The sequence below is a fragment of the Gilvimarinus xylanilyticus genome (genome assembly GCF_024195295.1).
In the GTDB taxonomy this organism is placed as follows: Bacteria; Pseudomonadota; Gammaproteobacteria; order Pseudomonadales; family Cellvibrionaceae; genus Gilvimarinus; species Gilvimarinus xylanilyticus.
In genome coordinates this window covers 43,175-68,591 of record NZ_JAMFTH010000006.1, presented here as the reverse complement: position 1 = coordinate 68,591, position 25,417 = coordinate 43,175, and the positions used below count along the sequence as shown (strand labels likewise).

The 25,417-nt window shown below is 55.5% G+C and carries 20 protein-coding genes and 1 riboswitch; of the genes, 7 read left to right on the top strand and 13 right to left on the bottom strand.

Annotated elements, in window-relative coordinates; genetic code table 11:
* Nucleotides 1-13: 13 nt before the first annotated feature.
* Together M6D89_RS15155 and M6D89_RS15150 are read right to left on the bottom strand one after the other, a co-directional pair.
* Nucleotides 14-505 carry a DP-EP family protein gene (locus tag M6D89_RS15155; RefSeq protein ID WP_253968939.1) on the bottom strand — a complete coding sequence of 164 codons (492 nt, stop codon included), beginning with the start codon at nucleotides 503-505 and terminating at the stop codon, nucleotides 14-16.
* 37 nt (nucleotides 506-542) lie between these two features.
* Nucleotides 543-2,819, bottom strand: a complete 2,277-nt coding sequence (locus tag M6D89_RS15150) for a TonB-dependent receptor (RefSeq protein WP_253968938.1) — start codon at nucleotides 2,817-2,819, stop codon at nucleotides 543-545.
* 629 nt (nucleotides 2,820-3,448) lie between these two features.
* On the opposite strand from M6D89_RS15150, the gene M6D89_RS15145 reads away from it, so the two are divergent.
* Nucleotides 3,449-5,713 carry a GH36-type glycosyl hydrolase domain-containing protein gene (locus M6D89_RS15145; protein ID WP_253968937.1) on the top strand — a complete coding sequence of 755 codons (2,265 nt, stop codon included), beginning with the start codon at nucleotides 3,449-3,451 and terminating at the stop codon, nucleotides 5,711-5,713.
* Nucleotides 5,714-5,787: 74 nt separating this feature from the next.
* On the opposite strand, the gene parE is transcribed toward M6D89_RS15145, so the two are convergent.
* The 7 genes from parE to thiD form a co-directional block, all read right to left on the bottom strand.
* Nucleotides 5,788-7,677 carry a DNA topoisomerase IV subunit B gene (gene parE, locus M6D89_RS15140; RefSeq protein WP_253968936.1) on the bottom strand — a complete coding sequence of 630 codons (1,890 nt, stop codon included), beginning with the start codon at nucleotides 7,675-7,677 and terminating at the stop codon, nucleotides 5,788-5,790.
* A 20-nt stretch (nucleotides 7,678-7,697) separates the two neighbouring features.
* On the bottom strand, nucleotides 7,698-8,294 hold the full coding sequence (locus M6D89_RS15135; RefSeq protein ID WP_253968935.1) for a YqiA/YcfP family alpha/beta fold hydrolase: 597 nt from the start codon (nucleotides 8,292-8,294) through the stop codon (nucleotides 7,698-7,700).
* Nucleotides 8,295-8,372: 78 nt separating this feature from the next.
* Nucleotides 8,373-9,194: a 3',5'-cyclic-AMP phosphodiesterase gene (cpdA, locus tag M6D89_RS15130; RefSeq protein WP_253968934.1), complete on the bottom strand. Its 822-nt coding sequence runs from the start codon at nucleotides 9,192-9,194 to the stop codon at nucleotides 8,373-8,375.
* Nucleotides 9,195-9,362: 168 nt separating this feature from the next.
* Nucleotides 9,363-9,770 (bottom strand): DUF1249 domain-containing protein, encoded by a 408-nt coding sequence (locus M6D89_RS15125; RefSeq protein WP_253968933.1) that lies wholly within the window; start codon nucleotides 9,768-9,770, stop codon nucleotides 9,363-9,365.
* Between the two features lie 46 nt (nucleotides 9,771-9,816).
* Nucleotides 9,817-10,449: an NUDIX domain-containing protein gene (locus M6D89_RS15120; RefSeq protein ID WP_253968932.1), complete on the bottom strand. Its 633-nt coding sequence runs from the start codon at nucleotides 10,447-10,449 to the stop codon at nucleotides 9,817-9,819.
* Between the two features lie 175 nt (nucleotides 10,450-10,624).
* On the bottom strand, nucleotides 10,625-12,541 hold the full coding sequence (gene thiC, locus M6D89_RS15115; RefSeq protein ID WP_253968931.1) for a phosphomethylpyrimidine synthase ThiC: 1,917 nt from the start codon (nucleotides 12,539-12,541) through the stop codon (nucleotides 10,625-10,627).
* The gene (gene thiD, locus M6D89_RS15110; RefSeq protein ID WP_253968930.1) at nucleotides 12,528-13,412 is read right to left on the bottom strand and encodes a bifunctional hydroxymethylpyrimidine kinase/phosphomethylpyrimidine kinase; all 885 of its coding nucleotides are present in this window, start codon (nucleotides 13,410-13,412) and stop codon (nucleotides 12,528-12,530) included. Before thiD ends, thiC begins: the two co-directional genes overlap by 14 nt.
* A gap of 107 nt (nucleotides 13,413-13,519) precedes the next feature.
* Nucleotides 13,520-13,615, bottom strand: a riboswitch (TPP riboswitch).
* A gap of 252 nt (nucleotides 13,616-13,867) precedes the next feature.
* On the opposite strand from thiD, the gene M6D89_RS15105 reads away from it, so the two are divergent.
* Nucleotides 13,868-15,250, top strand: coding sequence for a TolC family outer membrane protein (locus M6D89_RS15105; RefSeq protein WP_253968929.1), 1,383 nt, complete (start codon nucleotides 13,868-13,870; stop codon nucleotides 15,248-15,250).
* A gap of 559 nt (nucleotides 15,251-15,809) precedes the next feature.
* Here the strand turns inward: M6D89_RS15105 and M6D89_RS15100 are convergent.
* The gene (locus tag M6D89_RS15100; RefSeq protein WP_253968928.1) at nucleotides 15,810-16,541 is read right to left on the bottom strand and encodes a sulfite exporter TauE/SafE family protein; all 732 of its coding nucleotides are present in this window, start codon (nucleotides 16,539-16,541) and stop codon (nucleotides 15,810-15,812) included.
* Between the two features lie 289 nt (nucleotides 16,542-16,830).
* Between M6D89_RS15100 and M6D89_RS15095 the strand changes: the two genes are divergently transcribed.
* On the top strand, nucleotides 16,831-17,883 hold the full coding sequence (locus tag M6D89_RS15095; protein ID WP_253968927.1) for an aldo/keto reductase: 1,053 nt from the start codon (nucleotides 16,831-16,833) through the stop codon (nucleotides 17,881-17,883).
* A gap of 93 nt (nucleotides 17,884-17,976) precedes the next feature.
* Here the strand turns inward: M6D89_RS15095 and M6D89_RS15090 are convergent, their stop codons facing one another.
* The gene (locus tag M6D89_RS15090) at nucleotides 17,977-19,797 is read right to left on the bottom strand and encodes a glycosyl hydrolase (RefSeq protein ID WP_253968926.1); all 1,821 of its coding nucleotides are present in this window, start codon (nucleotides 19,795-19,797) and stop codon (nucleotides 17,977-17,979) included.
* A 373-nt stretch (nucleotides 19,798-20,170) separates the two neighbouring features.
* Complete coding sequence (locus M6D89_RS15085; RefSeq protein ID WP_253968925.1) at nucleotides 20,171-20,689, bottom strand: thermonuclease family protein; 519 nt, start codon at nucleotides 20,687-20,689, stop codon at nucleotides 20,171-20,173.
* 125 nt (nucleotides 20,690-20,814) lie between these two features.
* Here M6D89_RS15085 and M6D89_RS15080 point away from each other — a divergent pair, with 125 nt between their 5' ends.
* A complete protein-coding gene (locus M6D89_RS15080; RefSeq protein ID WP_253968924.1) occupies nucleotides 20,815-22,581 on the top strand; it encodes a serine hydrolase domain-containing protein in 1,767 nt (588 codons plus the stop codon).
* A gap of 20 nt (nucleotides 22,582-22,601) precedes the next feature.
* Here M6D89_RS15080 and M6D89_RS15075 read toward each other — a convergent pair whose 3' ends face one another.
* Nucleotides 22,602-24,017, bottom strand: coding sequence for a GTPase (locus M6D89_RS15075; protein ID WP_253968923.1), 1,416 nt, complete (start codon nucleotides 24,015-24,017; stop codon nucleotides 22,602-22,604).
* A gap of 163 nt (nucleotides 24,018-24,180) precedes the next feature.
* Between M6D89_RS15075 and M6D89_RS15070 the strand changes: the two genes are divergently transcribed.
* The 3 genes from M6D89_RS15070 (at nucleotide 24,181) to M6D89_RS15060 (ending at nucleotide 25,400) form a co-directional block, all read left to right on the top strand.
* Nucleotides 24,181-24,396, top strand: coding sequence for a dodecin (locus M6D89_RS15070; RefSeq protein WP_253968922.1), 216 nt, complete (start codon nucleotides 24,181-24,183; stop codon nucleotides 24,394-24,396).
* Nucleotides 24,397-24,490: 94 nt separating this feature from the next.
* On the top strand, nucleotides 24,491-24,772 hold the full coding sequence (locus M6D89_RS15065; RefSeq protein ID WP_253968921.1) for a peptidylprolyl isomerase: 282 nt from the start codon (nucleotides 24,491-24,493) through the stop codon (nucleotides 24,770-24,772).
* 199 nt (nucleotides 24,773-24,971) lie between these two features.
* A complete protein-coding gene (locus tag M6D89_RS15060; protein ID WP_253968920.1) occupies nucleotides 24,972-25,400 on the top strand; it encodes a DUF3429 domain-containing protein in 429 nt (142 codons plus the stop codon).
* Nucleotides 25,401-25,417: the final 17 nt, after the last annotated feature.

The window sequence follows — 25,417 nt, the reverse complement described above, 5'->3', positions numbered from 1 at the left end:
GAGTTGCCTTTAATTATCCGCCCGGTGGACGGCCTACACGAACCCCAGGATCGGCCGAGGTATAAATGGTGGCCTCACCCGATTTGGCGTCGCGGTACATGGCTACAAAACTAAAGTCCACATCTTCATTGGAATCGTCAAAGTTGTGGATGGTCAGCACTAGCTCACGGCCGTCTTGCGCCACGCGGGTTTCGATATCGTGCAGGGTGTCACCCTTACCCGGCGCGTAAACAACGCCCTCTTCAATAAAGCGCCACTGCCCTTTTTTGTCGCCGGCATCCAGGTGAAAAACCAATACCGCTTTTTCATAGCGGCGATCATCGGCATTAGACTTTTTATCAAAGCCCACCACCAAGTCTTTTACCTTACCTTTTTCACCTTTGACATCCATTTTCCAGACTTCGGCCTTGCCGCCGCAGGGCAACGCGGGCTGCAGATCAATAGTCACAATCTGCGCCCCGCCTTTGGGAACATCAATCTTATAAGTGTCACTTTTTTTAGCCATACAGTTCTCCTTTTACACTGTCCTCGATTCCATCGCCTTAAAAACGCACGCGTGCACTCAAGGTTATGCTGCGTGGACGGGTTATATAATCAAAGCGCCCCTGCTGGCCAAATTCAGGGCTGTACCTACCGCCAGTAATAGCGCGCTCATCGGTGATATTGTCGATATCGGCTGCCAGATACCAGGCGCCCCACTCTATGCCGGCATGGGCATTCAACAGCGTATAGCCGGACAAGTTTTGGTAATCGGCGAAGGTTTCGTTCAATGCGGTGGTGCTGTCGCCAACAGTCACCAGCGAGACTAGGGTATCTAATTCAAACGCACCGAACGAATGTCGACCATCCAGCGCCAAATTCCACTGCTCGCGAGGCGAGCCCGGCAGGCGGTCATCTTTTTGTGGGTAGGCATCCATATCTAAAGCGGCATCTGCCGGCTCATCGATATGCGCCTCGTTATAACTGCCGCCAAACTTTAGCCCCCAGGAGGGCGAGAGGGACCAATAGCCTTCTATCTCAGCACCTTCAACCAAAGCGCTGCCCGAATTAACGTTGACGAGATAGCCATTAACTTCATAGGCGCTTTGCTGAATTTGCTTCCAATCAATGACATACACACTGGCGTTCAGGCTCAGGCGCGACCACAGCTCGTTGGTTTTTACCCCCAACTCATAGTGTTCGGCATAGTCTGGACTGTAGGTGCGGTTATTTTCGACCCCGGCGGGCAGCGCATTACTGCCACCACGGCGAAAGCCCTCTGAGTAAACCCCGTACCAACGCACACCGGCAGTGGTTTCATATTGCGCACTGGCCTTCCATAAAAAGCCGTCGTCGCTCTCCTCGTCGGCGTCGCAATAGGGCGTAGGCTCAACCCCATTAAAGCGATCATTCATGGGAAGCATCGAGCAAATGGTTAAGTCATCGCTCTGGTCGTAATAGCGCCCCCCCAGGGTCACCGTCCAGTGCTGACTTAGTTTATGCGAGGACTCGGCAAAAATAGCCGACTCACCCAGCTCTTCAATTTGTTCGGCGTAGTAATCGCGCGGCTCTGGCTCATCCAGCCCCCAGAAAATGTCCAACCCAGGCGCCAAATCCACCACTGTGCCATCAATTTTATCTTTACTGTAATACGCACCGACTAACCACTGCCACACATCGGCGGACTCGGGAGAGGTCAAACGCAGCTCAGTGGTGTCTTTGCTGACGTTAAAATCTGACACTGTTTCAGAGGCAAAGTCCTCATAAGGCGAATAAAACGACGAGTCGTAATAAACCTCATCCAGCCACAATAAATAATCCGTCTGATCGGCGCGGCGCTCGGTTTGATAATCGTAACGGCTTTGGATAAGTGTCGCAGTCGCAAAATCGAAGGAGTAACTGGCGGTAATATTCGCCATATGTAGCTCGGTGTCGGCGGGCTGTAAAAACCGGCTGGACGCGCCATAGGCATCACCGGTAAACGGCTCATTGCTAGCCTGGCGATCTTCCACGGTGCGATCCTGATAGTGGTAGCTACCATCCACGCGCAGACGCTCGCTGGGCTGCCAACGCAGGCTTAGGCGCGCCTGCTCGCCCGCTTCGCTGTTGATGTCGGACGCAGACCCCGTGAGCAGATAATCGTTGTCGATAAACCCGGCCACTTCGTCTTTACTCAAGACCAGCCGCGCAGCAAAGGTATCGCCCACCGGAAGGTTGCTAACCAAAGTGGTGGCATAACCCAAATCGTCACTGTGAGCCGTATCGGTAATGCTGGCGCTCAGCTCTGTCTGATAGTCACCCAACTGGGGTTTGGCCGTGCTGTAGCGCACAATGCCGGCCAGCGAACTGCTACCGTACAAAGTACCCTGGGGCCCTTTTAATACTTCTACCTGCTCTAAATCCAGCAACTGCATATCCGGCGGCAAAAAATCGCCTTGTAGGGGAATATTATCGATATAGCGAGTCACGGTGCCGCCGTTACCACCCAGGTCATCCGAGCTTACGCTCGCGTTGCGCAACCCACGAATGATCAGTGGCGTAGGATTACGGCTGCCGGTATCAACAATATTAAAACCGGGTGTCTGGCCTGCCAGCGCAGCCAAGGTCAGCGGTTGCTGTCTGTCCAGCCACCACTTCTCGTGTACCGATACCGAACCGGCATAATCACCTTCGGCCGTAGGAATTTTCCCCGACACCAATATAACTTCATCAATGCGAGGCTGTTTGTCACTCTCGCCACTGTCTGTTTCCGCCGCCTGCACCAACGCCGGCAATAATGCCACCACAAACGCGGACCCCAGCACCCCAGGCTGCCGGGCCCGATAAACTCCCCCAATCATAGTAACCGCCTTTATTTCTTTTTAGATCGTTGCCAGAGGTCTTTTCCATGACCGGCCGACGCGATTCGTATGGTTTTGCGCAACACACGCCACTATCGTGCAATGCCCCCTGCGCAAACCCGAGTATGCCACAACAAGGATATATTTCACGTTTCAAGCAACCCAAGGTTGACCCGAGCCCCAAGCCCTATGTCAAAGCACAAGTCGGTGACCAGAGCGCACTAATCCGATGCATTAACGTGACCTGCTTGGCGTGGCCGATCACATTCATTTGTAGTTTGCTGTTAGCAGCGCTATTACGTTCTACAGTCGCCCGGCTCTCAGGCACCGGGAGAGCCTTACCTCTAATAACAAAAATATTAATCAGATCAATCCTATTGTTTGCGCTACCAAAAAAATCAGAAATGCAAATTTTGCCCAAAAACACACGCAGACAGCGAAATAATGTGATTGAAATCACACAAATTTCAACCAAAAAAGAATTATTATGCGCGCCTTTCACAAAGCCAGAAAAAATTTTTCAGCCAAAATGATAGCGCTACCAATCACTACTAATCTTCGGATAGGTGTTGCGGTCAAACATTCAAACTAGGCTGGCCACAACCAGCGGCACTTTTATAGGTTTACCCATGATTTACTCGAGCAACTACGGCGCCCGCTGGCACCTATCCGACTCCCGCGCCCTACCCAGGGCCTATGGTCAGCTAATCGACAAACGGCAGCGCATGGTGATTAGCGCCCAAGGCGAGATAACCACCACAGGTATTGACGATGAGCAGAGTGCTCATTTAATTCGTCGCTTTTATCTGACCGAAGCGGATCAGCAGGACGCCACGGTTTTACCCTGGGGGGAAAATCAAACCGAACCGGCGCTGTTTGATTTTTCCGTGGGTGACGGCGCTCTGATATGGGACAGCTGCATAAACGACATCGACGCCCGCCTGGTGGTAACACTGGAGCACAAGGAGAGCCTAGAGCTTTGGTCGCTCACCCTTGCCAACCGCAGTGCGACCACGCGCAGACTGGCGCTGTACCCGGTGTTTTCGTTTGCGACCCACGCCAGCACCAACAATGCAGCGGAGTACCGCCCCGATCTTGAGGGCATAGTGGCCCGCTCAGTCGTCTCGCGCAGGGTTCGCGATAATAGCGATTGCTCAATCAAACAACAGTTTGTGCTGCACGAGACGCCTCCCCGAGCCTGGCAGTGCCAAACAGAAACCTTTTTAGGTGCCAGCAGTTGGAGCCGCCCTCAAGCTTTGCAACAAACCGAGCTCGATTGCGACGAGTCCCGCCAATGGGCAACCCCCTTGGCCGCATTTCAATACGACATAGAATTGGCACCGGGAGCCAGCAAAACCTTGCGTTTTATGGTGGGCCAAAACAACAGCAAATCAGCCATTGTTAAGTGGCGCGATACTTACCTGTCCGCTGCGGGCTTTTCCCGGGTACTGACCGACAATCAGACTTATCATCGCGACAGCCGCCAAAGCATTCAACTGGAAAGCCCCGAAACCGAGCTCAATCACTTTACCAACCGCTGGCTAGCTCTGCAGGTGCTAAGCGCGCACCCCAAAGGCTTGCGCGACAAACTCGCTACCAACACGCCCCTGGTATTTGTCGAGCCCGCAAAAGCGCGCAGCAACATCCTAAACTTATTAAGCACCAGCGATTTCAACCCCGCGACACTAACCTCTGGCTATGCCCAGTGCTGCGCCGAGTTAATCATACTGCTGGAAGCGTACTGCAACGAAACCGGAGACCTGGCCCTGCTGCGGGAGCTTATTAGCATCCGGGGAAAGCGCATCAGCGTCTTTGAGCGTCTAAACCGCATTGTGTATAGTCTGGCCGAACAAATAGACGATCGCGGCCTACTGGACACCCGGCGCGGAGACGAAGATGGTGCCAACTGGCGTTCGCTACGCGCCTGTACCAGCGCCACCTTTGCCGGGGCCTATGCCCTACAACAATGGGCCAAGCTGTGTGAAAACGTTATGCTCCTGAACTCCCTGGCCCACGAATATCGCCAACATGCCCAACGGTTACACGAAGGCGCGCAAGAATATTTGTGGGACGGCAGCTGGTTTGCTTGCGGCCTTTCGGTCCGGGGAAAGCGCCTGGGAGGCTGCGCCAATCAAGAAGGCCAAATTCATTTAAAACCTCAGGCCTGGGCCCTGCTGGCCGGCTCGCAATTGCATCAACCCAAATTACTCCGGGCCGTAGACAACAACCTTAAAACCGAACACGGTTTGCTCAATTTATGGCCCGCCTACACCAAGCTGGACGATGACACTGCAACCTGGCTTCGCTGGCAACCCGGCACCGGACTAAACGCTTCGCACCTGGCATCGGACGCCGCCCAATACGCCTATGCACTTTACCAAGTGGGCGAATCCGAACGCGCGTTTGAAGTCTTGCACTCGATCATCCCCTGTTTGGATAGCGACCAGTCAGGCAGCGAAAAGGTTAAACGCTGGGGCGTGCTGCCCACCTACTTGGCCGACTATGTCACTGGGCCTGCGGATGGCGACCTCACTTGGGCGGGGCGCGCGAGCCAAAAGCCCAGCCAGTTTGCCTGCGGCTGGGTTTACCTGGCACTAGAGCGAGGCTTACTGGGGCTAAAAGGAAGCGAAGATAAGATAGAGATTAAGCCCCAACTGCCCATGGCTTGGTATGGAGTGAAAGCCGTAAAGAATATTCGCGGCGCTGTGCTCTATATTTCCATTGAGCGTGATCACTCGCTCGCCCAATCCGAAATGCGAATCGACGGTGTGCTGCAAGAGGAGCTAATGCTTGAAGGATTGGAACCCGGACGTCGCTATCAAATTGATATTGCGCTATCAAAAAGTAAAGTTCGTCAATTCACCGCCCCCACGTTGGCGGCGGTTGAGGTCTAGGTGTGAAGGCGAAGACCGAAGAGCAGAGGCTGTGCATTATATTGCAAAATGCCGATGTCCCCTCATCTACTACATTACGCAATAATCTCAGCCAAATTCCCTTTTTCTTCCAGCCAATTCTTGCGGTCCGAGGCGCGTTTTTTAGCCAGCAACATATCCATAATCTGATTGGTTTCATCGCCGTCTTCAATGCGCAACTGAACTAACCGGCGGGTGTCGCGGGCCATGGTGGTTTCGCGCAGTTGCAGGGGGTTCATTTCCCCCAGGCCTTTAAAGCGTTGCACGTTTACTTTGCCTTTTTTCTTTTCCGCTTCAATGCGCTCTAAAATGCCGGCCTTTTCACTGTCGTCCAGGGCGTAGTAAACCTCTTTACCCACATCAATGCGATACAGCGGCGGCATGGCAACGTATACGTGGCCGTTTTTTACCAGCGGGCGGAAGTGACGTACAAACAGTGCGCACAGCAAGGTGGCGATGTGCAGACCGTCGGAGTCGGCATCGGCGAGAATGCAGATTTTGTTGTAGCGCAGCCCTTCCAGAGATTCGACAGCGGGATCGATACCCAAGGCAACCGAAATATCGTGCACTTCCTGGTTGGAGAAAATCTCGCCGGAGTCCACCTCCCAGGTGTTCAGAATTTTACCGCGCAGGGGCATGATGGCCTGATAGTCGCGATCGCGGGCCTGCTTGGCCGAGCCGCCGGCCGAGTCCCCTTCCACCAAAAATAGTTCGCTGGTGGCCGGATCGTTGTTGGCGCAGTCGGCCAGTTTGCCTGGCAGCGCGGGGCCCTGAGTGACTTTTTTGCGCGCAACTTTTTTGGAGGATTTCACCCGCTTCTGTGCGTTATTGATGCACAGATCGGCAATTTTATCGCCCTCTTCGGTGTGCTGATTCAGCCACAGGGCAAAGGCATCTTTGGCCACGCCGGAAACAAACGCCGCCGCTTCGCGCGAGCTTAAACGCTCTTTGGTCTGGCCGGAAAACTGCGGGTCAGATAATTTAGACGAAAGCACATAGGCGCAGTTGGCCCACAGATCTTCCGGGGCCAGCTTAACGCCGCGCGGCAGCAAATTGCGAAACTCGCAGTAATCGCGCAGGGCATCCAGCAAACCGGTGCGCAGACCGTTTACGTGGGTACCGCCCTGGGCGGTGGGGATTAAGTTAACGTAACTTTCCTGGATCAGCTCGCCCCCCTCGGGCAGCCACTGCACGGCCCAACTGGCGCCTTCGGTGCTGCCCGAAAACTCGCCCACAAAGGCTTGCGCGGGAATCACCTCAAAGCCCTGTGTATTGCCGATTAAATAATCCCGCAGACCGTCTTCGTAATACCAGGTGTCTTTCTCGCCCGAGGTTTCGTCGTTAAAGTTGACCGTTAGGCCGGGGCAAAGTACCGCCTTGGCGCGCAGCACATGGCGCAGGCGGCTAACCGAGAACTTGGGCGAGTCAAAATAGCTGGGGTTGGGCACAAAGCGCAAAGTGGTGCCGGTGTTGCGCTTACCGCAGGTGTCTATTACCTCAAGGTCAGAGGTTTTTTCGCCGTCGCCAAACACAATGCGATGCACCTGGCCGTCGCGTTTGATGGTCACCTCAAGCATGGAGGACAGGGCGTTTACTACCGACACCCCCACCCCGTGCAAACCGCCCGAGAACTGGTAGTTTTTGTTCGAGAACTTACCCCCGGCGTGCAGAGTAGACAGAATCACTTCTACCCCGGGTTTGCCCTGCTCGGGGTGAATATCCACCGGCATGCCGCGGCCGTCGTCGCTGACGGTAATGGACTGATCTTTGTGCAGGGTAACGCTTAGGGTTTTGGCGTGCCCGGCCAGGGCTTCGTCGACACTGTTGTCGATAACCTCTTGCGCCAAGTGGTTTGGGCGGGTGGTTTCGGTGTACATGCCGGGGCGTTTTTTAACCGGGTCCAGCCCCGTGAGGACTTCAATATCTTCAGCGGAATAATTGGCCATATTTCTTTATTTAAGTGGAATTAACGAGAGGCCGCTTTTTCAAACGTCCGGAAAAATTCGATTGCATCGCCCAGGTGCCGCTCAAACCCCACAAAGCTGTGGTCGCCGCCCTGCTCGATCAGCTGCCTGCTGTGGGCGTACTTGGCAACAGCCTGGCGGTAGTCCAGGATTTCATCACCGGTTTGCACCATCAGCCAGTAGTTGTCGGGCCGGGCGATGGGCGTGCAGTCAGCCGCGCGGATCTGCTCAATGTGGCGGGCATCTAAGCGGTAGCTATCATCGGTGTGATAGGACTTTAGGTCAACACCCAAAAACTCGGGCATAAACTGCCAGGGCGCCACCGAGGGGTTAATCAGCACCGCCGGGCGGTTGTAGCGCTCCGCCACCCAGGTGGCCCAAAAGCCGCCCAGCGAGCTACCCATAAGCCACACAGGTTCGGGCTGCAAAAACTCCATCAGCGCGGTCAGCTCGGCCCGGGTCTCGTCCGGGTAAGGGGTAAGGTGCGGACAGTGGAAGCTTAGGTCGGGTTGATGTTGGGCCAGCCAGCCTTTCACCTGCTGGGCCTTGTGGGACTGGGGCGAACTCAGAAAACCGTGCAGATAAACCACTGCGGACATACCGAAACCACCCTCCTATTAACCTGTAACCTGGCCATTAGACGTAACCGGGATATTAAGCGGCGGCGTATTCGCCTCTTAATATCCCGCCGACTTATAATCAATCACGTAAGATTTATCTTTTACCCGCGAGATGCCCGTTTCCAGGCGCCCGTCGGGGTAGAGATCATACCACCGGTAGCCAGGCATTTGCGTATCCACGGTAAAGTCATCGCAGTTAGGCTTAAACTGCACACAGGTAGAGGGCGTGGCCAGCAGCTGGCGGCTGTCTTTCACACTCTCAAAGTTCTGGTGGACATGCCCCCAACTGATCGCTTTAACCTGAGGCTGATTATCCAGCGCGGCAAAAAACTCGCTGTGATTGCGGACGATATACTGATCAATCCACTCACTGCCCACGGGCACCGGTTGGTGATGCAGCATGACGAGCGTAGGCGTGTCTGGGTGAGCGGCCAGAGTGTCGCGCAAGAACGTCAATTCCGATTCGCTCAAGGCGCCGTAAACATGGCCGGGCACGCTGGTATCCAACAGTATTAAAAGCCAAGCGCCCACTCGCATGGTGCGGTGCTCGGGCCGTCCGGCATGGGGCAGGCTGAACATTAGCTGGGCTTTGTCGTGATTGCCGGGCAACCAGCCCAAGGGGCAGTCGAAAGCATTGTGCAGGGTATCGATAAAGCGGTTATAACAGATCTTTTCCGGGTCGCTAGCAATATCGCCCGTGCAGACGACTGCCTCAATGCCGGTTTGTTCGGCATGGATTAGCTCGAGCACGTCCGCCAGGCTCTGATCTGTGTTCAGCCCCAACAAAGTCTCCCCATCGCCTGTACCCAGGTGGGGATCGGTAATTTGAACCAGCCGCACCGGGCCTTGTTGGGGGGATTTTGCCGTTTTTACCACCATTACCTCGATATATCCTTTGCGCCTGCATGCTCGGCAGGTAAGTCGTCACAACGATAAACGGTAATAGGCGCCAATTCTAGTGGTCGCAGCCACCCAAGTGCTCAAAGTTTGACAGCCTCCCCACTTTGGGGACGCACTAACGAGAGTAACGGAGAGATTCTGGGATAGTTACTGAAAGACGATATCTTCGAGGGAGTGCCCATTTTTTAAACAATGACTCAGCCATTCGCCCAAAAAACGGTTAAATTGAGACTTTTCGTCGGCCTGGTACATACGCTTGTTAGGGTACTCGTACTTCGCCTCTAGGCGGCGGTGCCCCTCCCAGGCAATCACCTCGGCCAGGTTGGCATCGTGGTACAAGCGCACCTGAAGCTGCGGGCTTTGCAGCCAATCGCTGCCGGTGTCGTCCTCGCGGCTGACACACAAGGTGGTGGTGTAGCGCATCCGCTCGGTCACCTCGATTCGCATTTCCCAGCTACTGGCGCCCTGCTCGACCGCAAACTGCCAGTGCTCGCGCGCACCCAGGCCTGGCGTCAGCTTAAGCAACAGCCAGTAGTTGGCCTCACATTGGGCCATGTGCTGGGGAAAATCGACTTTATAACGCTCTTTGACCGCGATAGCGCTAAACCTCTTTGATCAACTGAGTTCGATGCATGGCCAGCCACTGCAAGGTAATCAGGGCGGCGGGGTTATTCCAGCGCCCGGTGTACAAACTGTCTAACACCTGGGGAGCGGCCAGCACATGCACTTTGATGTCTTCGTGCTCTTCGGGCAAGCCGAAGATGCCTCCGGCATTACTGAGGTCACAGATACCACAATACAAGTGCAGCTTTTCATCACAACCGCCGGGGCTGGCTAAATAATTGCCGATATAGCGAAGCTCTACCTCCTCGATACCGGCCTCTTCCACCAACTCCCGTCGGGCGACATCCACGGGCGTTTCACCGGCCTCAACCATGCCGGCGACCACTTCCAAACACCAGGGGCCGGTTTTTTCCTCCAGCGCACCAATGCGAAACTGCTCCACCAGCGCCAGCTCATCGCGGCGGGGATCGAACAATAACACCCCCACGGCCTCTTTATGATGAACCAGCTCGCGGGTTAGCGGCTCGCCCCAGTCGCCGGTGCGAAACTGACGGTGACGCAGCCGCACTCGCTCGGCCTGAAAAAAGCCCCGATACAGTTCTTCTCGATCAATGATATCGACATCATCGCGGTCAAACTCGGCCGCACTCTGCTCGGGGCTATTACTCATTTCGGTTTCCTATTAACCTGGCAATTAAGATGCTCGTCCTGAGCCTCTTAATTGTCGCCCTGTAAAATCGGCGGAATTTGCGAAATCCCTTGATTTTACAGGGCTCGCGCTCGCCTTCGGCGGCGTCGGCGCTTCCTGCGCCGTTATTAACCCGACAATCATGGCTGCCGGCTTCCTAGACTTTGTGATACAACTCGGCGCCCGACTCACGAAACTCTTGCGCCTTGGCCTGCATTTCGGCCTCGACATCGATCATCCGGATCACCTCTTCGCCGTCCTCACTTAAACCCAAACCATTTTCGGCGGCGTAGTCGCGCACCTCCTGGCTGATCTTCATGGAGCAGAACTTGGGCCCGCACATGGAGCAAAAGTGCGCCACTTTCGCCGAGTCTTTCGGCAGGGTTTCGTCGTGGTAGGCGCGGGCGGTGTCCGGGTCCAGCCCTAAATTGAACTGGTCTTCCCAGCGAAATTCAAAGCGCGCCTTAGACAGGGCATCGTCGCGCAGCTGGGCACCTGGGTGGCCCTTGGCCAAATCGGCTGCGTGAGCGGCAATCTTGTAGGTAATGATACCCTCTTTTACATCGTCTTTGTTAGGCAGCCCCAAATGCTCTTTGGGGGTTACGTAACAAAGCATGGCGCAACCGTACCAGCCGATCATGGCCGCACCAATACCCGAGGTAATGTGGTCGTAGCCGGGGGCGATATCGGTGGTCAGCGGCCCCAGGGTGTAAAAAGGCGCCTCGTCGCAGCACTCAATCTGCTTATCCATGTTTTCTTTGATCATGTGCATGGGCACATGGCCCGGGCCTTCGATCATGCACTGTACATCGTGCTTCCAGGCCAGCTTGGTCAACTCACCCAGGGTTTCCAGCTCGCCGAACTGAGCTTCGTCATTGGCATCGGCTACCGAGCCCGGACGCAGACCATCACCCAGCGAGAAGGACACATCGTAGGCCTTCATAATTTCGCAGATGTCTTCAAAATGCGTGTACAAAAAGTTTTCTTTGTGGTGTGCCAGACACCACTTGGCCATAATCGAGCCGCCGCGACTGACAATACCAGTCACTCGCTTGGCGGTCAGCGGTACATAGCGCAACAGCACACCCGCGTGGATGGTGAAGTAATCCACTCCCTGCTCGGCCTGTTCAATCAAGGTATCGCGGAAGATCTCCCAGGTCAGATCCTCGGCCACGCCGTCCACTTTTTCCAGCGCCTGGTAGATAGGCACGGTGCCAATGGGCACATGAGAGTTACGGATAATCCACTCGCGGGTTTCGTGAATGTTCTTACCGGTGGACAAATCCATAATGGTATCGGCGCCCCAGCGGGTGCCCCAGGTGAGTTTTTCCACCTCTTCCTCAATGGAGCTGGTCACCGCCGAGTTGCCGATATTACCGTTAATTTTCACCAAAAAGTTACGCCCGATAATCATCGGCTCGAGTTCTGGGTGGTTGATGTTGGCGGGAATAATCGCGCGGCCGCGGGCCACCTCGCTGCGCACAAACTCTGGGGTAATCTCGTCGGGGATATCCGCGCCGAAATCAATGCCCTTGTGCTGCTTGTCCAGAATACCCTGCTCGCGAGCCTGGGTCAGCGCCATGTTTTCGCGAATGGCGATGTATTCCATCTCGGGGGTGATGATGCCCTGACGCGCATAGTGCATTTGGCTGACGTTTTTGCCCGCCTTGGCGCGGCGCGGCGTGCGCTGGTGGTTAAAGCGCAAATGCGCCAGCGACGGGTCGGCCAAGCGGGCGCGGGTAAAGGCCGAGTTCATGCCTTCTAGCGCCTCGGTATCGTCGCGCTCGGCAATCCAGGCAGCGCGCAGCTCGGCCAGCCCCTGGCGCACATCCACCGGGGTAGCGGGGTCGGTGTAGGGGCCAGAGGTATCGTAAACACGGACCGGGGGGTTGGACTCGCCACCAAAGTCAGTCGGTGTTTCGGCCAGGCTAATCTCGCGCATGGGCACGCGCAAATCGGTGCGCGAGCCGGCTACGTAAATTTTCTCGGATTTGGGAAAGGGCTGAATCGAGGCGTTATCCACCTCGGCGGTTTCGCTCAGGGCGCGCTGGGCGGTTTGATTATTCTGACTCATAGGAATTCTCCGTGGCTAATGACGCAACAGCACTGGCTGTCGGCGTGGGGTAGGAATAAAAGTGATGCACCGGGCCGTGACCTCGGCCCACTTGCAAAGTGTCTGACGCTGCCAGGGCGCCGCTTAAGTAATGCTTGGCCTCGCGACAGGCCTCAAAGGGTGGAAGACCACGGGCAATAAAAGCGGCCACAGCCGAGGCCAAGGTGCAGCCGGTGCCGTGGGTGTTGTCGGTATGCACTCGGCGCGAGCGCAGCAGCTCGCAGCGCGAGTCGTCCAGATACACGTCCACCGCCTCGTCCGGGTGGTGCATGTGTCCGCCTTTTAGCAGCACCGCCTGGGCCCCCATGGCCATCAGGCGGCGGGTTTGCTGCACCATGGTTTCCACGTCACTCGCCTCGGGCTCATCCAGCAAGGCAGCGGCTTCGGGAATATTGGGGGTTAATACCAATGTGCGGGGAATCAATAACTTGCGCAGTGCACTCACCGCCTCGTCGGCCAACAGGCGGTCACCGCTGGTTGCCACCATCACCGGGTCAAGCACCAGTGGCAGCGGTGTTTCTAACAAACAACTGTGCAAGGCTTGAATAATCTCGGCATTGGCGAGCATGCCGGTTTTAATCACCTTGACCGGCATATCGGTCAGCACCGAATGTATCTGCTGGCGCACAAAGTCGGCGGGCACCGGGTGTACGCCTTGCACGCCGCAGGTGTTCTGGGCGGTCAGCGCGGTAATGGCCGAGGCGCCGTAAACACCCAGTGCCGCCATGGTTTTAAGATCGGCCTGTACACCCGCACCGGCGCCACTGTCGCTACCGGCAATGGTCAGTGCTAGGGGCCAGGTGGCTGGGTTACTTGGGGGGGAGGTAAACATAAGCTGCTTCCTTGAAACGGGCAGGAAACAGCGCAAAGCCCGACGGCGTTAAGCCATCGCGCAAGGGCCAGCATTTAGCGCTGGCATCTACAAAATTGGAATACAGTGTCATAGATACGCTCGTTCCCTACGCCGGTACTAACCGGATCAGGTCGACGGGACTCTCTCAGCCACACCCATGCGTGGCACCCCGACAAGACAGAATGGGCAGTCTAGAGAACTCCTCTGGCGCTGTAAAGCGAGCGATTTACGGTTTTTTACCCCCCAAGAGAAAAAATGAACGCTTATTCATCTCGACCTGAGCCCCCCAAACCGCTAAACTCACCCGCTGTATTTATTTAATCGCGCGAACACACGCGTCGAGCGATTGAACAAAGTGGTGCAACTTTTTACGCGGCAGGGTCGTCATACAAGGCGCAACTGCCCGACGGACGCTGGAGCTACTGGACAACCACATGACCAAAACAAAACGCTATTTACTGGCCGCGCTGATCACCTTCAGCGGTGGCGCACACGCCGAATCCATTCAGGACATTTACCAACTGGCGCTGGAAAACGACCCCCAGCTCAAGGCTGACAAAGCCGCGTTTGAAGCGGGGCTGGAAAACAAAACCATCGGCCGCGCCGCACTGCTGCCACAAATAAGTGGTTCGGCGGGCGTGAGTTACAGCGAAACTGATTCCGAGTACCAGATTAGCCGCGGTGAAGCAGGTATCGAACCCGCCGGCACCACCGAAAGAGAAACCACCCAATGGGGCCTGGATTTAAACCAAGCACTGGTGGACTTAAACGCCTGGCACACTTACCAACAGGGCGCCGCCCTGAGTGAGCAGGCCAAGGCCCAGTACTCGGCCGACCAGCAAAGCCTGATCGTACGAGTGGCCGAAGCCTACTTTAATGTGCTACGCGCGGTGGATAACCTGGAAGTGGCCCTGGCCGAAGAAAAAGCCCTGGGCCAACAGCTGGAACAAACCAAACAGCGCTTTGAGGTGGGCTTAACCCCCATTACCGACGTGCACGACGCCCAGGCCGCCTACGACAGTGCTCAGGCCGCCACCCTGGAAGCGCGCGGCCAGTTAGGTATCAACTACGAAGCGCTGGAAGTTATTACCGGCCAATCCCACGACGCCATTGCGCCGCTGGGCGAAGACTTTCCTGTCGTTCCGCCCTCGCCCGCCGATCGCCACAGCTGGGTGGAGTTTGCGCTGGAAAACAACTTCACTCTTAAAGCCGCCAGCTCAGCAGCCAACGCCGCTGAACAACAGGCTAAAGCCGCCCGCGCCAACCACTACCCCACTTTGGGGCTCAGCGCCGGATACAGCGAGTCCGATAACGAGTCTGACCTCAACTCTACGCCGTTCAACTATAACGAGCAGGACGGGTACTCGGTGGGTGTGAGCCTGAACGTGCCCATTTTTAGCGGTTTTCGTACCTCGGGCCAGCGCCGCCAGGCCTACGCCCAGGCCATGCAGGCCGACGAGCAGTTTAACTTTCAACAGCGCAACGTGATTCAAAATACCCGCTCGCTGCACTTGGCGGTAGAAACCGGCGTGGCGCGAGTCAAAGCGCGTAAGCAGGCTATTGTCTCCAACGAAAGCGCGGTAAAAGCGACCCAGTCAGGCTTTGAAGTGGGTACCCGCAACCTGGTTGAAGTGCTGCTGGCGCAGCAATCGCTGTATCAGGCGCGTCGCGATTACTCTAACGCCCTGTACGACTACCTGATTCAAATGACTAATTTGCGCGAAGCCGCCGGCATGCTCACCCCGGCCGATGTGGAGCGTATCGACAGTTATCTTAAGCAAACCGAAGTGGTGCGTCGCAGCGAATACGGCTTATAGCGCCAAGTGCACGGTAACCATCAAAAAGGGGAGCCTATCCATGGCTCCCCTTTTTTATTGAGGCGCCAAACGATAGATGCGAAGTTCAACTCCTCTCGGAACCTGAAATGCCCCGTATACTTTGGGCCCGTTCAGCGCGAGCAGAGCTACCCGAAGGTGTTAACGAGAGAGTTTACCCGCCGTAAGCTAAGAGCTAGGGAACCTCTGGTTAAGTCCTCAGCGGTCTCTGCGCGAGTCCAAAACGTTTACTCCTTCGCCGGAAAGTGCTCCTGCCTTTCCGGCATTCGGGCAATCCATTGCCCTTGGCGCACTTCGCAGGCAATGGCCATAGTCCTTGGCAAGAAGTGCAAGCCTTCCGCGTCCTGCTCACGGCCCTTACCTACATCCGTGTAGGCAACACAGCGGATGAACGTTTTGGCCGCGCCCTTCGGGGCTTGCAGAGCTTTCCGATCTCTGCGTTGGCTCACCTCACCGGGCCGTCAGCACGCCATCGGCTCGCTGCCTTGACCTCGAAAAGCTCTGTAAGCCAGAGGCTGCTGAGGACTTAATCAGAGGTTCCTTAGTGAGCAATAAGCCCGCGCACCACGGCGGCAATACCAGCGATGGCGGCAATGGAGAGGATGATGGGCCGTAGCGATGCAAAAGGCAGACGATTGACCAGGTGCCCCGACAGCCAAAAACCGGCAAAAACCCCAGGACAGGTCGCCAGAAACAGCTTAAGCTCCGTCAAACCAATATAACCGGCCGGTGCCAGGGCTACCACGCTGGCCAGACTGGCAAACAAGAAAAAAGCCGAAAGATTCGCCCGCACCAAAGGCCCGGTTTCGTTCTGGTAAATCAGCGCAATGGGCGGCCCACCCACAGCGGTAATAGTGCCCATATACCCCGACGCGCCGCCCGCCAAAATGCTGTTGCGGTCGTTCAAGCGCGGCTTCACGCCCAACACACTCATACCTACCGCCAGCAAAATAAGCACCCCGAAGGCCAGATCAAACCCCTGGGCACTTAGCACGGTTAGGGTCAGAGCCGCCAGCGCCGTACCCACGATGTTACCGCCAATAGCGTAGCGTACCTGACGAAAACTCAGGCTTTGATGGTTGCGCACCAACATCAGAATATTCAGCAGCACCGCATTAATTAACGCAACGCCGGGCAGGAAAGCAGGACTGATCAAAAACAGCAGTGGGGCCGAGAGTGTACCGATACCATAACCTGCCACCCCCTGCAGGCAGGAGCCAGCAAGCAGCGCCAAGTTGGCGAGTAACAATTGCAGCAGGCTAATATCGGACAATGGGAACTTCTCTAATCGCTCATTATAAATATGTCATACAATTCTAACGGCAGTTAGCCCATTCAGGCGACCTTTTTTGCAAAACTTTGTGTGTTTTTCTCACCAATTGGGCAAGTTAAGCGATTAGTAAGCACTCACCCTCGCCCACTTGCGCATCAAGTAACGTAAGCTTTGTAGCGATTCATGATAACCATCCCCATACTACACGGCTGTGACTAATGTGCTGCACGAATTGCCAAATCAATAGCAACCTTACCAGATTACTCATCATTCAGCGGGAGTAAACGTTATGGAGTACACAACACTTGGCCATAGTGGCCTGTCAGTATCGCGAGTTTGTTTGGGCACTATGACCTGGGGCAAACAAAATACTCAGGCAGACGCCAATGCACAGATAGAACACGCGCTGGCGCAGGGTATTAACTTTATCGACACCGCCGAAATGTATGCCGTACCGCCCACAGCCGACACCTACGGCACTACCGAAACCATTATCGGCAACTGGATTGCCGCCAACCCCGGCCGGCGCGACGACTTTTATCTCGCCAGTAAAATCGCCGGCAATGGTCTTAAATACATTCGCGGCGGCGGTGATATTACCGGCGAGGCCATCATCAAGGCCATTGACGATTCCCTCGCCCGACTGCAAACCGATTATATTGACCTGTACCAGTTGCACTGGCCCAACCGCACCTCGCCACACTTTGGTAAACACGCACCGGGGCACATTAACTTTACCGATGTGGATACCGCGGCGCACTCGGCGCAAATGCTGGAAATTCTGCAGGCGCTGGATGAAAGCGTCCGCGCGGGCAAAATTCGTCACTTTGGTCTGTCTAACGACACCCCTTGGGGCATTAACGAATACATTCGTCTGGCCGAGAAGCATAAACTCACCCGTGTCACCTCGATTCAAAATGAATTTAACTTGCTGCAAACCCGCGACTGGCCGTTTTTGATCGAAAATTGTGTTCACCAACAGGTGGCCTATCTGCCCTGGTCACCATTGGCCACCGGCGCCCTCACTGGCAAGTACTTAAACGGCGCCCGTCCCGCCGGTGCCCGCTGGAACTTGGTACAACGCAACGGTCTGTTCCGCGACACCCGACTCAGCAACCAGGCGGTTGCCGCCTACAGCGATCTTGCGCAAAAGCACGGTTTAACGCCTGCGCAGTTAGCGCTCGCCTGGTGCAACCAAGTCGATGGCGTTACCTCGACTATTATCGGCGCCACCAGTATGGAACAACTGCAAGAAGACATAGACGCGTTTTCGATCACGCTAAACGATTCGGTACTCGCGGACATTGCCGAGGTACACCGTACCTACCCCGTGCCCTTTTAACGGTTGCGGGTATGGATGACAGGCGAAGGGCTGTAAATCAAAAAAGGGGCTGATCAACCGATCAGCCCCTTTGTTTACGCCAGCTTAATCCACTCAGGGAAAGTCCGGCAACTCGTCCAGGGTAATCACCCACTCGTGGTTATACACATGTGATTTGTGGGCGTTGGTATTAAAGTACTCACCAGTCCAGAAGTTAGATGAACTGGTCACACCCTCGGCGGTGTCACCGTCATTCCATACCATAAACCACAACCACCAGGCACCATCGGCGGCCATTTGGTCCGGGTCGGGAATGTTGCTGTTTTCACTCAGCGCGACCATTTTAACCTCGTGAGGATAAGCGGCGGTCAGCTCGTACACATCAATCTGCGATTCGTAGTTTTGCTGGCCGTCGTAGATATCGTGGCTGACAATATCCACATACTCATCGCCGGGATACCAGGCGCCGCCCTGACCGTTCCACACCCAAATAAGATTATCCAGGCCGTAATGGTTGGTCAGGCGCTCGTACAAGTAGCGCCACAGCACCACCTGGGCGTAGGCGGCGGGCACATCGTCGGCGCGATCAGTGCGACCCCACCAGAACCAACCGCCCGAGGCCTCGTGCAGCGGGCGCCACAGCACCGGCACACCGGCGTCTTCCAAGCGCTGTAGTTCGGCGGCAATCATATCCACATCCGCTTCGATGTTGGCAAAGCTTTCACTCGCGGTGTCCAGCTCGCCGTTTACAACGGGAATGACAAAGTCGGTGTCCTCGGTGTAAAACTCGCCAATCACACCCTCGGCCGCCTTCGGATCGCGCCAGTGCCAAGTAAAGCTTACCAGGCCGCCCTGGTTCCAGTACTCGATGGCCTCTTCGGTTTGAGTCAGCCCGGAAATGCCGTTCCAGTACAACCCGTAGTTCATAAAGTCGTAGCCCATCATCGCCGGGGCGCGGCCGGTATCGTTAATGACACGCTGGGTTTGATCAATCGCATCTTGCCAGGTCTGGTCCATCTGCCCCGAGAGCATATAACTGCCCCAAATCGACTGCAGATAATCATAAACGGCGACAGCGCTGGCACTGGCATCGGGGTTTACCGGCAAATCGCGCATGGCGCTTTGGTCATTAGTGCCCATGCCCGGACACATACTGCGCGACAAGCACACACCGCCGTCTTCACTACCCCAGCTGCCGTTGTCGGTTGCGCACAGGGTTATCTCCTCGGCGCCAATTTGGCAGTAAGGAAAATCCCCCGGCCCCGGATCGGGCTGCGAACCATACACAATGCACGAATGGCTGTTCTCCCAGCCCCAGCCATCGCCGTCCGGATCGGAATCACTGCTGCGGCAATAGGGCCAGCCACTGCTGGTCGCATTGGGAATCATATCGCCACCCGCGGAACTGGACGATGAACTGCTGGAAGAAGAGCTGCTCACGCTGCTGGACGACACAGAGCTTGAAGACGACTCCGACGAACTGCTCACGCTACTGGCACTGCTAACGCTACTGGATGACGAGCTGCTAGAGCTTGCGGCACCACCGTCAACCTGCAGAGCCACAAGTTCAGGCAGATAAGCCTCACTGCCATTAGCGGTAGCGCAAAAACCAAAGCTGGTATTGCTACCCGCGCTCACATGGCCGTTGTAATCCATGTTAGTGACACTATTGCCGTTTAACTGGCCGTTCCACAAATTATTGATGTCTGAATTATTGGTATGCAGCGTTACCTGCCAGCCGGTCAACGCGGCCGAACCACTGTTATCAACTGAAACCGACGCGCAGTAACCACTGCCCCAATCGTTTTGAATACTTAAGGTCGCCGATGTTTGGTTGGGGCCGCTCACCGTATTGGCAGCGGCACTAAGGGCTGAACCAAACAAAGCACATCCCAGAGCAACCCGCCAAGCGGGCCGATACCGTGTCTCTATCATATTTCACTCCGTTGCTTTAATTTTGCGTTATTAAAAGGGCTTGTACTTTTGTTGCATTAAAAGGAGCAACCTTTGGCAAACATCTGCAACAAAAAAATAATGGACGATGTAACCGACCATCAAAAGCCCGGCCACATCATTCGCCGAAAAATTAAAAAACACAGAGACATTGATCACAGCAACGCAAAGCAAGCAGACAGAAAACAGGGAATTGAGCACTGGTGCAAAATTACAAGGCGGGTAAATCTTCCGTTATCGTTATCGGTTTTTAGCAGCTCTAACCAAAACGATAAAATTTGGTAACGATAACGCAAACCGTAAAACGCATAACGGAGTTAAAGCGACAAACAAATCGCGCCAAAAACTGAGAGTATTAACGCCGCCCACTCGCTTTTAAATACTTTTTATGAAAACGCGGATGCTCGCCATAGCGAGTCTCATAATCTGAATAACCTTTTTCAATCAGGGCCTGCCCATACTCCCAGTTATCGGTCCAGAAGGAGCAAATCGGTCGACCATAGTAACCGATGTCCCAGCAATAAAGAGTTCCTTCTGCCCCTTCTAAAACAGAGCGAGCAAACTGCTCCGCCAAGCGCCCTTGTGTCGTGCCGGACTCGGCCGTACCCACATTGCCCACCCGTACCAGAAACGACATATCCTTCAAGTGAAACCGATCATCCACTCGTAACGAGTGGGTTGTTTTTCCATCGCGCGTTTTCGCAAAAGACTTAAGCTTTACCCACATTAATGCGTTGTCGGGGCGAAACCGAAATGAATCGCCATCGGCCACCCACACGATCTCGCCTTTGCTTTTTAACTCGAATGCGAAACACTCACCAAGCCCTAAACCAAAAATACAAAGAACGCTTACAACAATACGCCCTAAAGTCACTTGTAATCACCTTTAAAAGCTTTAAGTTGAGGTTAGCACAGTGGCCGACTTTGGGTTTAAACTGAACCAAGATCACTGGCAAGAGCCTATACCTTTCTATTAAGCCTTCACCATTAAGGACAGCAATGACGCATCGTAGCGCCCTGTTAACGATTTTGCTTTTTCTCACCGCGTGCGCTATGGCGCCACCGCCCGCACCCGAGGTTAAACAAGGCGAATTCGCCGCCCTGCCCGGTTACCTTGAACGCCTGGCCGAACATAAAATGGCGCAAGACAAAGTCACCGGTTTAAGCATGGCTGTGGTTGCCCACGGGCAGTTAATCTGGAGCGGAGGTTTTGGTTACGCCGATGCCTCAACGCAGCAACCGGCGACCGATCAAACCCTGTTTCGCGCAGGCTCGTTATCCAAGCTGGTGAATGCCGTTAAAGTCATGCAGCTAGTGGAAGCTGAGCAGTTAGCGCTGGATGAAAATATTCAAACTTACTTGCCGGACTTTTCCTTCCACAGCCGCTTTGACAATACCGCGCCTATTACCCTGCGCGATTTACTGACGCACCAATCGGGCTTGCCATCGGATTTAGCCTACCGTATGTGGACCCTCGACCCACCCGAGCCGGTGGACAGTGTTTTTCCTTATTTATCGTCTACCTATTTAGCCAGCCCACCCGGCGAAGTGTACCGCTATTCAAACCTGGGGTTTGATGTGATCGGTACAGTGATAGCCAAAACTGCAAATACGCCCTACGCCAACACCATGCAATCACTGCTGGATGCGATGGGCATGCAGAGCGCTGAATTTTCCTCCTCGCCCGACGAGCCGCCCGTCGCCCATGGATACCAAAACCACAAACCCCGTACGGAACTATTACTGCGAGATATTCCGGCGGGCGGCTTAAGCAGTAACGCGATCGATTTGGCCCAGCTGCTCACGCTATTCACCACTCAAGGCAAGGTAGACGGCGAAGCCATAATCTCGCCGCAATCGGTTGCGACCATTCTCAGTGACTACACCTCGCACGCTGATTTGAATACCGGTACAAAAGCTGGCCTGGGCGTATTTGAATATCAGGGAAGGCTGCACCCGAGTTTAAAGTTGTATACACACAACGGCGCCACTCACAGTCATCGCGCGCTTATTTTATTCTCGGCTCAACATCGATATGGCGTGGTGTTGCTGTCCAACTCCGCCAACGCCAGCCATACGCTGCGGGCATTGGGCGAAGCCAGTATTGAACTGCTGCACCAGGCCACCTACGGCGAACCGGCGCCCACCATCACCAGCCGATGGCCCCGTCTGGCGGAGCGGGACAATAGCAGCCTGGAGCAAATGACGGGTTTTTACGCAACGCCTGCGGGGCTGGCGCAATTTGCTGTGCTAAACGAAACGTTAAAAGCGCATTTTGCGGGCAAGACCTTTGCAACCCAGCAGCAGGTGAAACAGGGGCCGCATTACTTGGATTACAAGCTGTTCGGTTTTATTCCCATTGACTTGGGACACTTGGGGCGTATCGGTTTTAGTACCCGCAAGGTAAACGGTAAAACGCTATTGATTGGCACCGACACCCTGGGTATTGAACGCATAGCCGGGGTTAAAATCGAGCCGGTGCCTATTCCCAATGCCTGGCGCGAACGCGTAGGCGACTATACGCTTACCCGCGAGTTTCCGGTGGCAGACGTTAAAAGCGGCGGTCTGAGAATTAAAAACGGATTCTTACTGGCACAGGCAAAACTCGCCACCGGCGAATCTTTGGAATATGTGCTGCAACCGGTCAACGACCACCTAGCCATCATCGCCGGGCTGGGCCGGAGTTTGGGAGAAACCGTATTTGCCAAACGCGATCAACACGGGCAGTGGCTGGAATTTTCCGGCTTGCGATTCGAGCGCGAGTAACGGCACCACCGCCGCGCGCTTTATCGTTTTTTGCGGCGAAACACCCCACGCGCGGTGCGCCAGGCACTGCCCGCCACGTTGCGCAGTTGGCGCCCGGCTATTTCACGGTTTTCCGCGCGGCGCTGGCGGTTAAGGTAGCGCCAGTAATGGCTGCGGACCGCCTGGGCGTGGTGCAACGCAAAGGCGGCGGACAACTGCTGGCGGGCTTTGCGGGCCAAGGGGTCGGCAAGCGAGAGCGCCACCATATTCTCGGGCGCTACGGCCAAAGTTTCGGCCAAATCGTGAGTGAGCGCTAAGGCATCGCCTTGCTCGCAGTAGGTAAGCGCCACCAGCAGCGGCGGCTCGGGCTGGCCGGCGCGCTCGCCCATCCAGCGGTGTAGCCGGCTAAGTTGTTCGGCCTCGTAATCGGCATCCAGCTGCTCCACGTTACTGACCCAAATAATGGTATCGGCCTCGGCCACCGCGCGCCGGGCCTCACGTCTGGGCAGGCTTTTCCAGGCGGGCGTGTCCCACAACTCAAGCTCGCCCCATTCGGCCGAGCTAATTCGTACCACGCTAATGTTTTTATCGCCGGCCTCGGGCTCGGTCTCACCGCCGGCAAGGGCCTCAATTACACTGGTTTTACCGCTTTGCGCGGGGCCCACCACCAGCACCTGCAGGGGGCGGCCCTCGGCGCCCACCAGCTCGCCGCTTAGCAGCAAATTGCCGCTGTACAGTTCAATGGCGTAAAACCCCACCTTGCGCACATACTCCTGCAGCAACCAGCGCTGCAGCCGATCACTGCCGTAATCCAGAATATGGCCACTCACCGCGCGGCTAACCTCTTTATAAACCGCCGTAGCAGGGCTTATCAGCGCGCGGCCCACCCGGTAAGCCTTGTGATAACGAGCCGCCGTTTGCTGCAGGCGGCGCGCTTGAACCAAGTTACCCAAGCTCAGCCGGTGACTAAAAGGTAAGGTGTGCACGATTTCTTTGCGCAGCTCGCGGCTGGCCCGCTCGATAATCAATAGCGTATGGGGCAAGGTCAGTGCCAGCAGGGGGTGCTCTTTTTCCGGGTGGAAATGCCCGGCAACCCGCTCCAGCGTGTTCTGCGCCAACTGCAGCAAGGCCCCGCTGTCGTTTAACGGATATTCGGCGGGGTCAGCCGTCTCGGCCAGCTCCTCGACATGCTCCCAGGCGCCTTCGGCGGTGGACGACCAATTGCCATCGGCGCGGGTGCGCGACTCATAGGTGCGGCGTTTATCGTTAACGGCCAGCCACCACTGCAATAGCATGGCGATACCGGCACAGACCACCAACAACAGCAGCCATTCCAGCAAATGGCCGTTTTGCCAAAGCCAAACCACGCCAGCCAGCGGCATAGCGGCAAATGGCAAGAAGGCTATTACCAGCGCCAACAGGCGCAAACGACCAAACTGTTGAATTAGCTCTCTCATAGCCCCATCTATTGTGGTATGCGGCAACAGTAGCCACATTCAAAGCTTTGACGTTGCCACAGCACTGAACCAAAGTAAAACGGACAACGAACCTTACATAACCTTAAAACGCCAGCATCTGGCTAATTGGGTTACATTTCATTTATTCCGCACGGAGGTGCATATGTCCAATCACCACACCTACAAAAAGCTCGAAATTGTCGGCTCGTCGCCCAACAGCATTGAAGAGGCCATTGAAAACGGCCTGGCCGAATGCAGCAAAAGCGTCAATCATATGGAATGGTTTGAAGTGACCGAAACCCGCGGCCATATCGTCGACGGCAAAGTCGGTCATTACCAGGTCACCATGAAAATCGGCTTTCGTATAGAAGGCAGCTAGACAAGCTGTACTCTGGCATTAAAGCGCAAAAGCGACTATCGTACGCGCCTTATCAATCGACCCCGAAACCATCACCACATAGAGAGACTCGACTATGGCCCAAGCATCCGCACGCCACATTCTGGTAGAAAGCGAAGACACCTGTAACGAACTGAAAGCCCAAATCCAAGGCGGTGAAGATTTCGCCAAACTGGCGCAAGACCACTCCAAATGCCCCTCGGGCCGCAATGGCGGTGACTTAGGCTCATTCCGCCCCGGCCAAATGGTACCGGAATTCGACAAAGTCGTTTTCAGCGCACCGCTGAATGAAGTGCAGGGCCCGGTAAAAACCCAGTTTGGTTTTCACCTGCTGGAAGTGACCGAGCGTCAAGACTAAAAGCATTTTTTTAGCGACCGGTGGGCCAACTCGGTGGCCCACCGGGGCTCTGCCCCTCCTCTGTTCCCAGCGCAATTCCGCAAATATTTCTGACTCCCGCAAAAGCCACCCATACCCACGCCCTGAGGCTCAAATAGCGCTAATCCCCCACCATACATCCGTACCCATACCGCCTGCGTAATAAAGGTTAGGAGGTACCATGAACCAAACACTACGAAACCGGCTCGGTTATGCGGGGTTAATCCCCTTTATCGGCCTCGCACTCGCATGCACCCTGCCCGACTATCGTCACTCGGCGGTGCTGGGGGTCATCAGCTACGGAGCCATCATCCTTAGCTTTATGGCGGGCAGCCTGTGGGGCCAGGTACAGGGCGAGACAGGCTCGCGTGCCGGAGCATTAATCGCCAGCAATGCCCTCGCACTCAGTGGCTGGGCCGCACTGTATTGCGCCGTAACCGGCTGGCCGCTGGTCGCGCTGACGGGACTGACGTTGGGTTTCATCACCTGCTGGGCCTGTGAACGGGTGTGGGTTCGGCAAGAGACCAACTACCAAAGGCTGCGCACCAGGCTGACATTTATTGTGGTAGCCTGCCTGACAGCGGTTATCGCCGTACTCGTCACGAGCTGAGGCTTAGCCCCAGATAA

Coding starts and splice junctions, on each gene's coding strand:
- M6D89_RS15075 (WP_253968923.1), bottom strand. CDS start 24,017: ATGAGAGAGCTAATTCAACAGTTTGGTCGTTTGCGCCTGTTGGCGCTG.
- M6D89_RS15065 (WP_253968921.1), top strand. CDS start 24,491: ATGGCCCAAGCATCCGCACGCCACATTCTGGTAGAAAGCGAAGACACC.
- M6D89_RS15090 (WP_253968926.1), bottom strand. CDS start 19,797: ATGATAGAGACACGGTATCGGCCCGCTTGGCGGGTTGCTCTGGGATGT.
- thiC (WP_253968931.1), bottom strand. CDS start 12,541: ATGAGTCAGAATAATCAAACCGCCCAGCGCGCCCTGAGCGAAACCGCC.
- M6D89_RS15060 (WP_253968920.1), top strand. CDS start 24,972: ATGAACCAAACACTACGAAACCGGCTCGGTTATGCGGGGTTAATCCCC.
- parE (WP_253968936.1), bottom strand. CDS start 7,677: ATGGCCAATTATTCCGCTGAAGATATTGAAGTCCTCACGGGGCTGGAC.
- M6D89_RS15070 (WP_253968922.1), top strand. CDS start 24,181: ATGTCCAATCACCACACCTACAAAAAGCTCGAAATTGTCGGCTCGTCG.
- M6D89_RS15150 (WP_253968938.1), bottom strand. CDS start 2,819: ATGATTGGGGGAGTTTATCGGGCCCGGCAGCCTGGGGTGCTGGGGTCC.
- M6D89_RS15145 (WP_253968937.1), top strand. CDS start 3,449: ATGATTTACTCGAGCAACTACGGCGCCCGCTGGCACCTATCCGACTCC.
- M6D89_RS15080 (WP_253968924.1), top strand. CDS start 20,815: ATGACGCATCGTAGCGCCCTGTTAACGATTTTGCTTTTTCTCACCGCG.
- M6D89_RS15135 (WP_253968935.1), bottom strand. CDS start 8,294: ATGTCCGCAGTGGTTTATCTGCACGGTTTTCTGAGTTCGCCCCAGTCC.
- M6D89_RS15125 (WP_253968933.1), bottom strand. CDS start 9,770: ATGGCCCAATGTGAGGCCAACTACTGGCTGTTGCTTAAGCTGACGCCA.
- M6D89_RS15155 (WP_253968939.1), bottom strand. CDS start 505: ATGGCTAAAAAAAGTGACACTTATAAGATTGATGTTCCCAAAGGCGGG.
- thiD (WP_253968930.1), bottom strand. CDS start 13,412: ATGTTTACCTCCCCCCCAAGTAACCCAGCCACCTGGCCCCTAGCACTG.
- M6D89_RS15120 (WP_253968932.1), bottom strand. CDS start 10,449: ATGAGTAATAGCCCCGAGCAGAGTGCGGCCGAGTTTGACCGCGATGAT.
- M6D89_RS15095 (WP_253968927.1), top strand. CDS start 16,831: ATGGAGTACACAACACTTGGCCATAGTGGCCTGTCAGTATCGCGAGTT.
- cpdA (WP_253968934.1), bottom strand. CDS start 9,194: ATGGTGGTAAAAACGGCAAAATCCCCCCAACAAGGCCCGGTGCGGCTG.
- M6D89_RS15105 (WP_253968929.1), top strand. CDS start 13,868: ATGACCAAAACAAAACGCTATTTACTGGCCGCGCTGATCACCTTCAGC.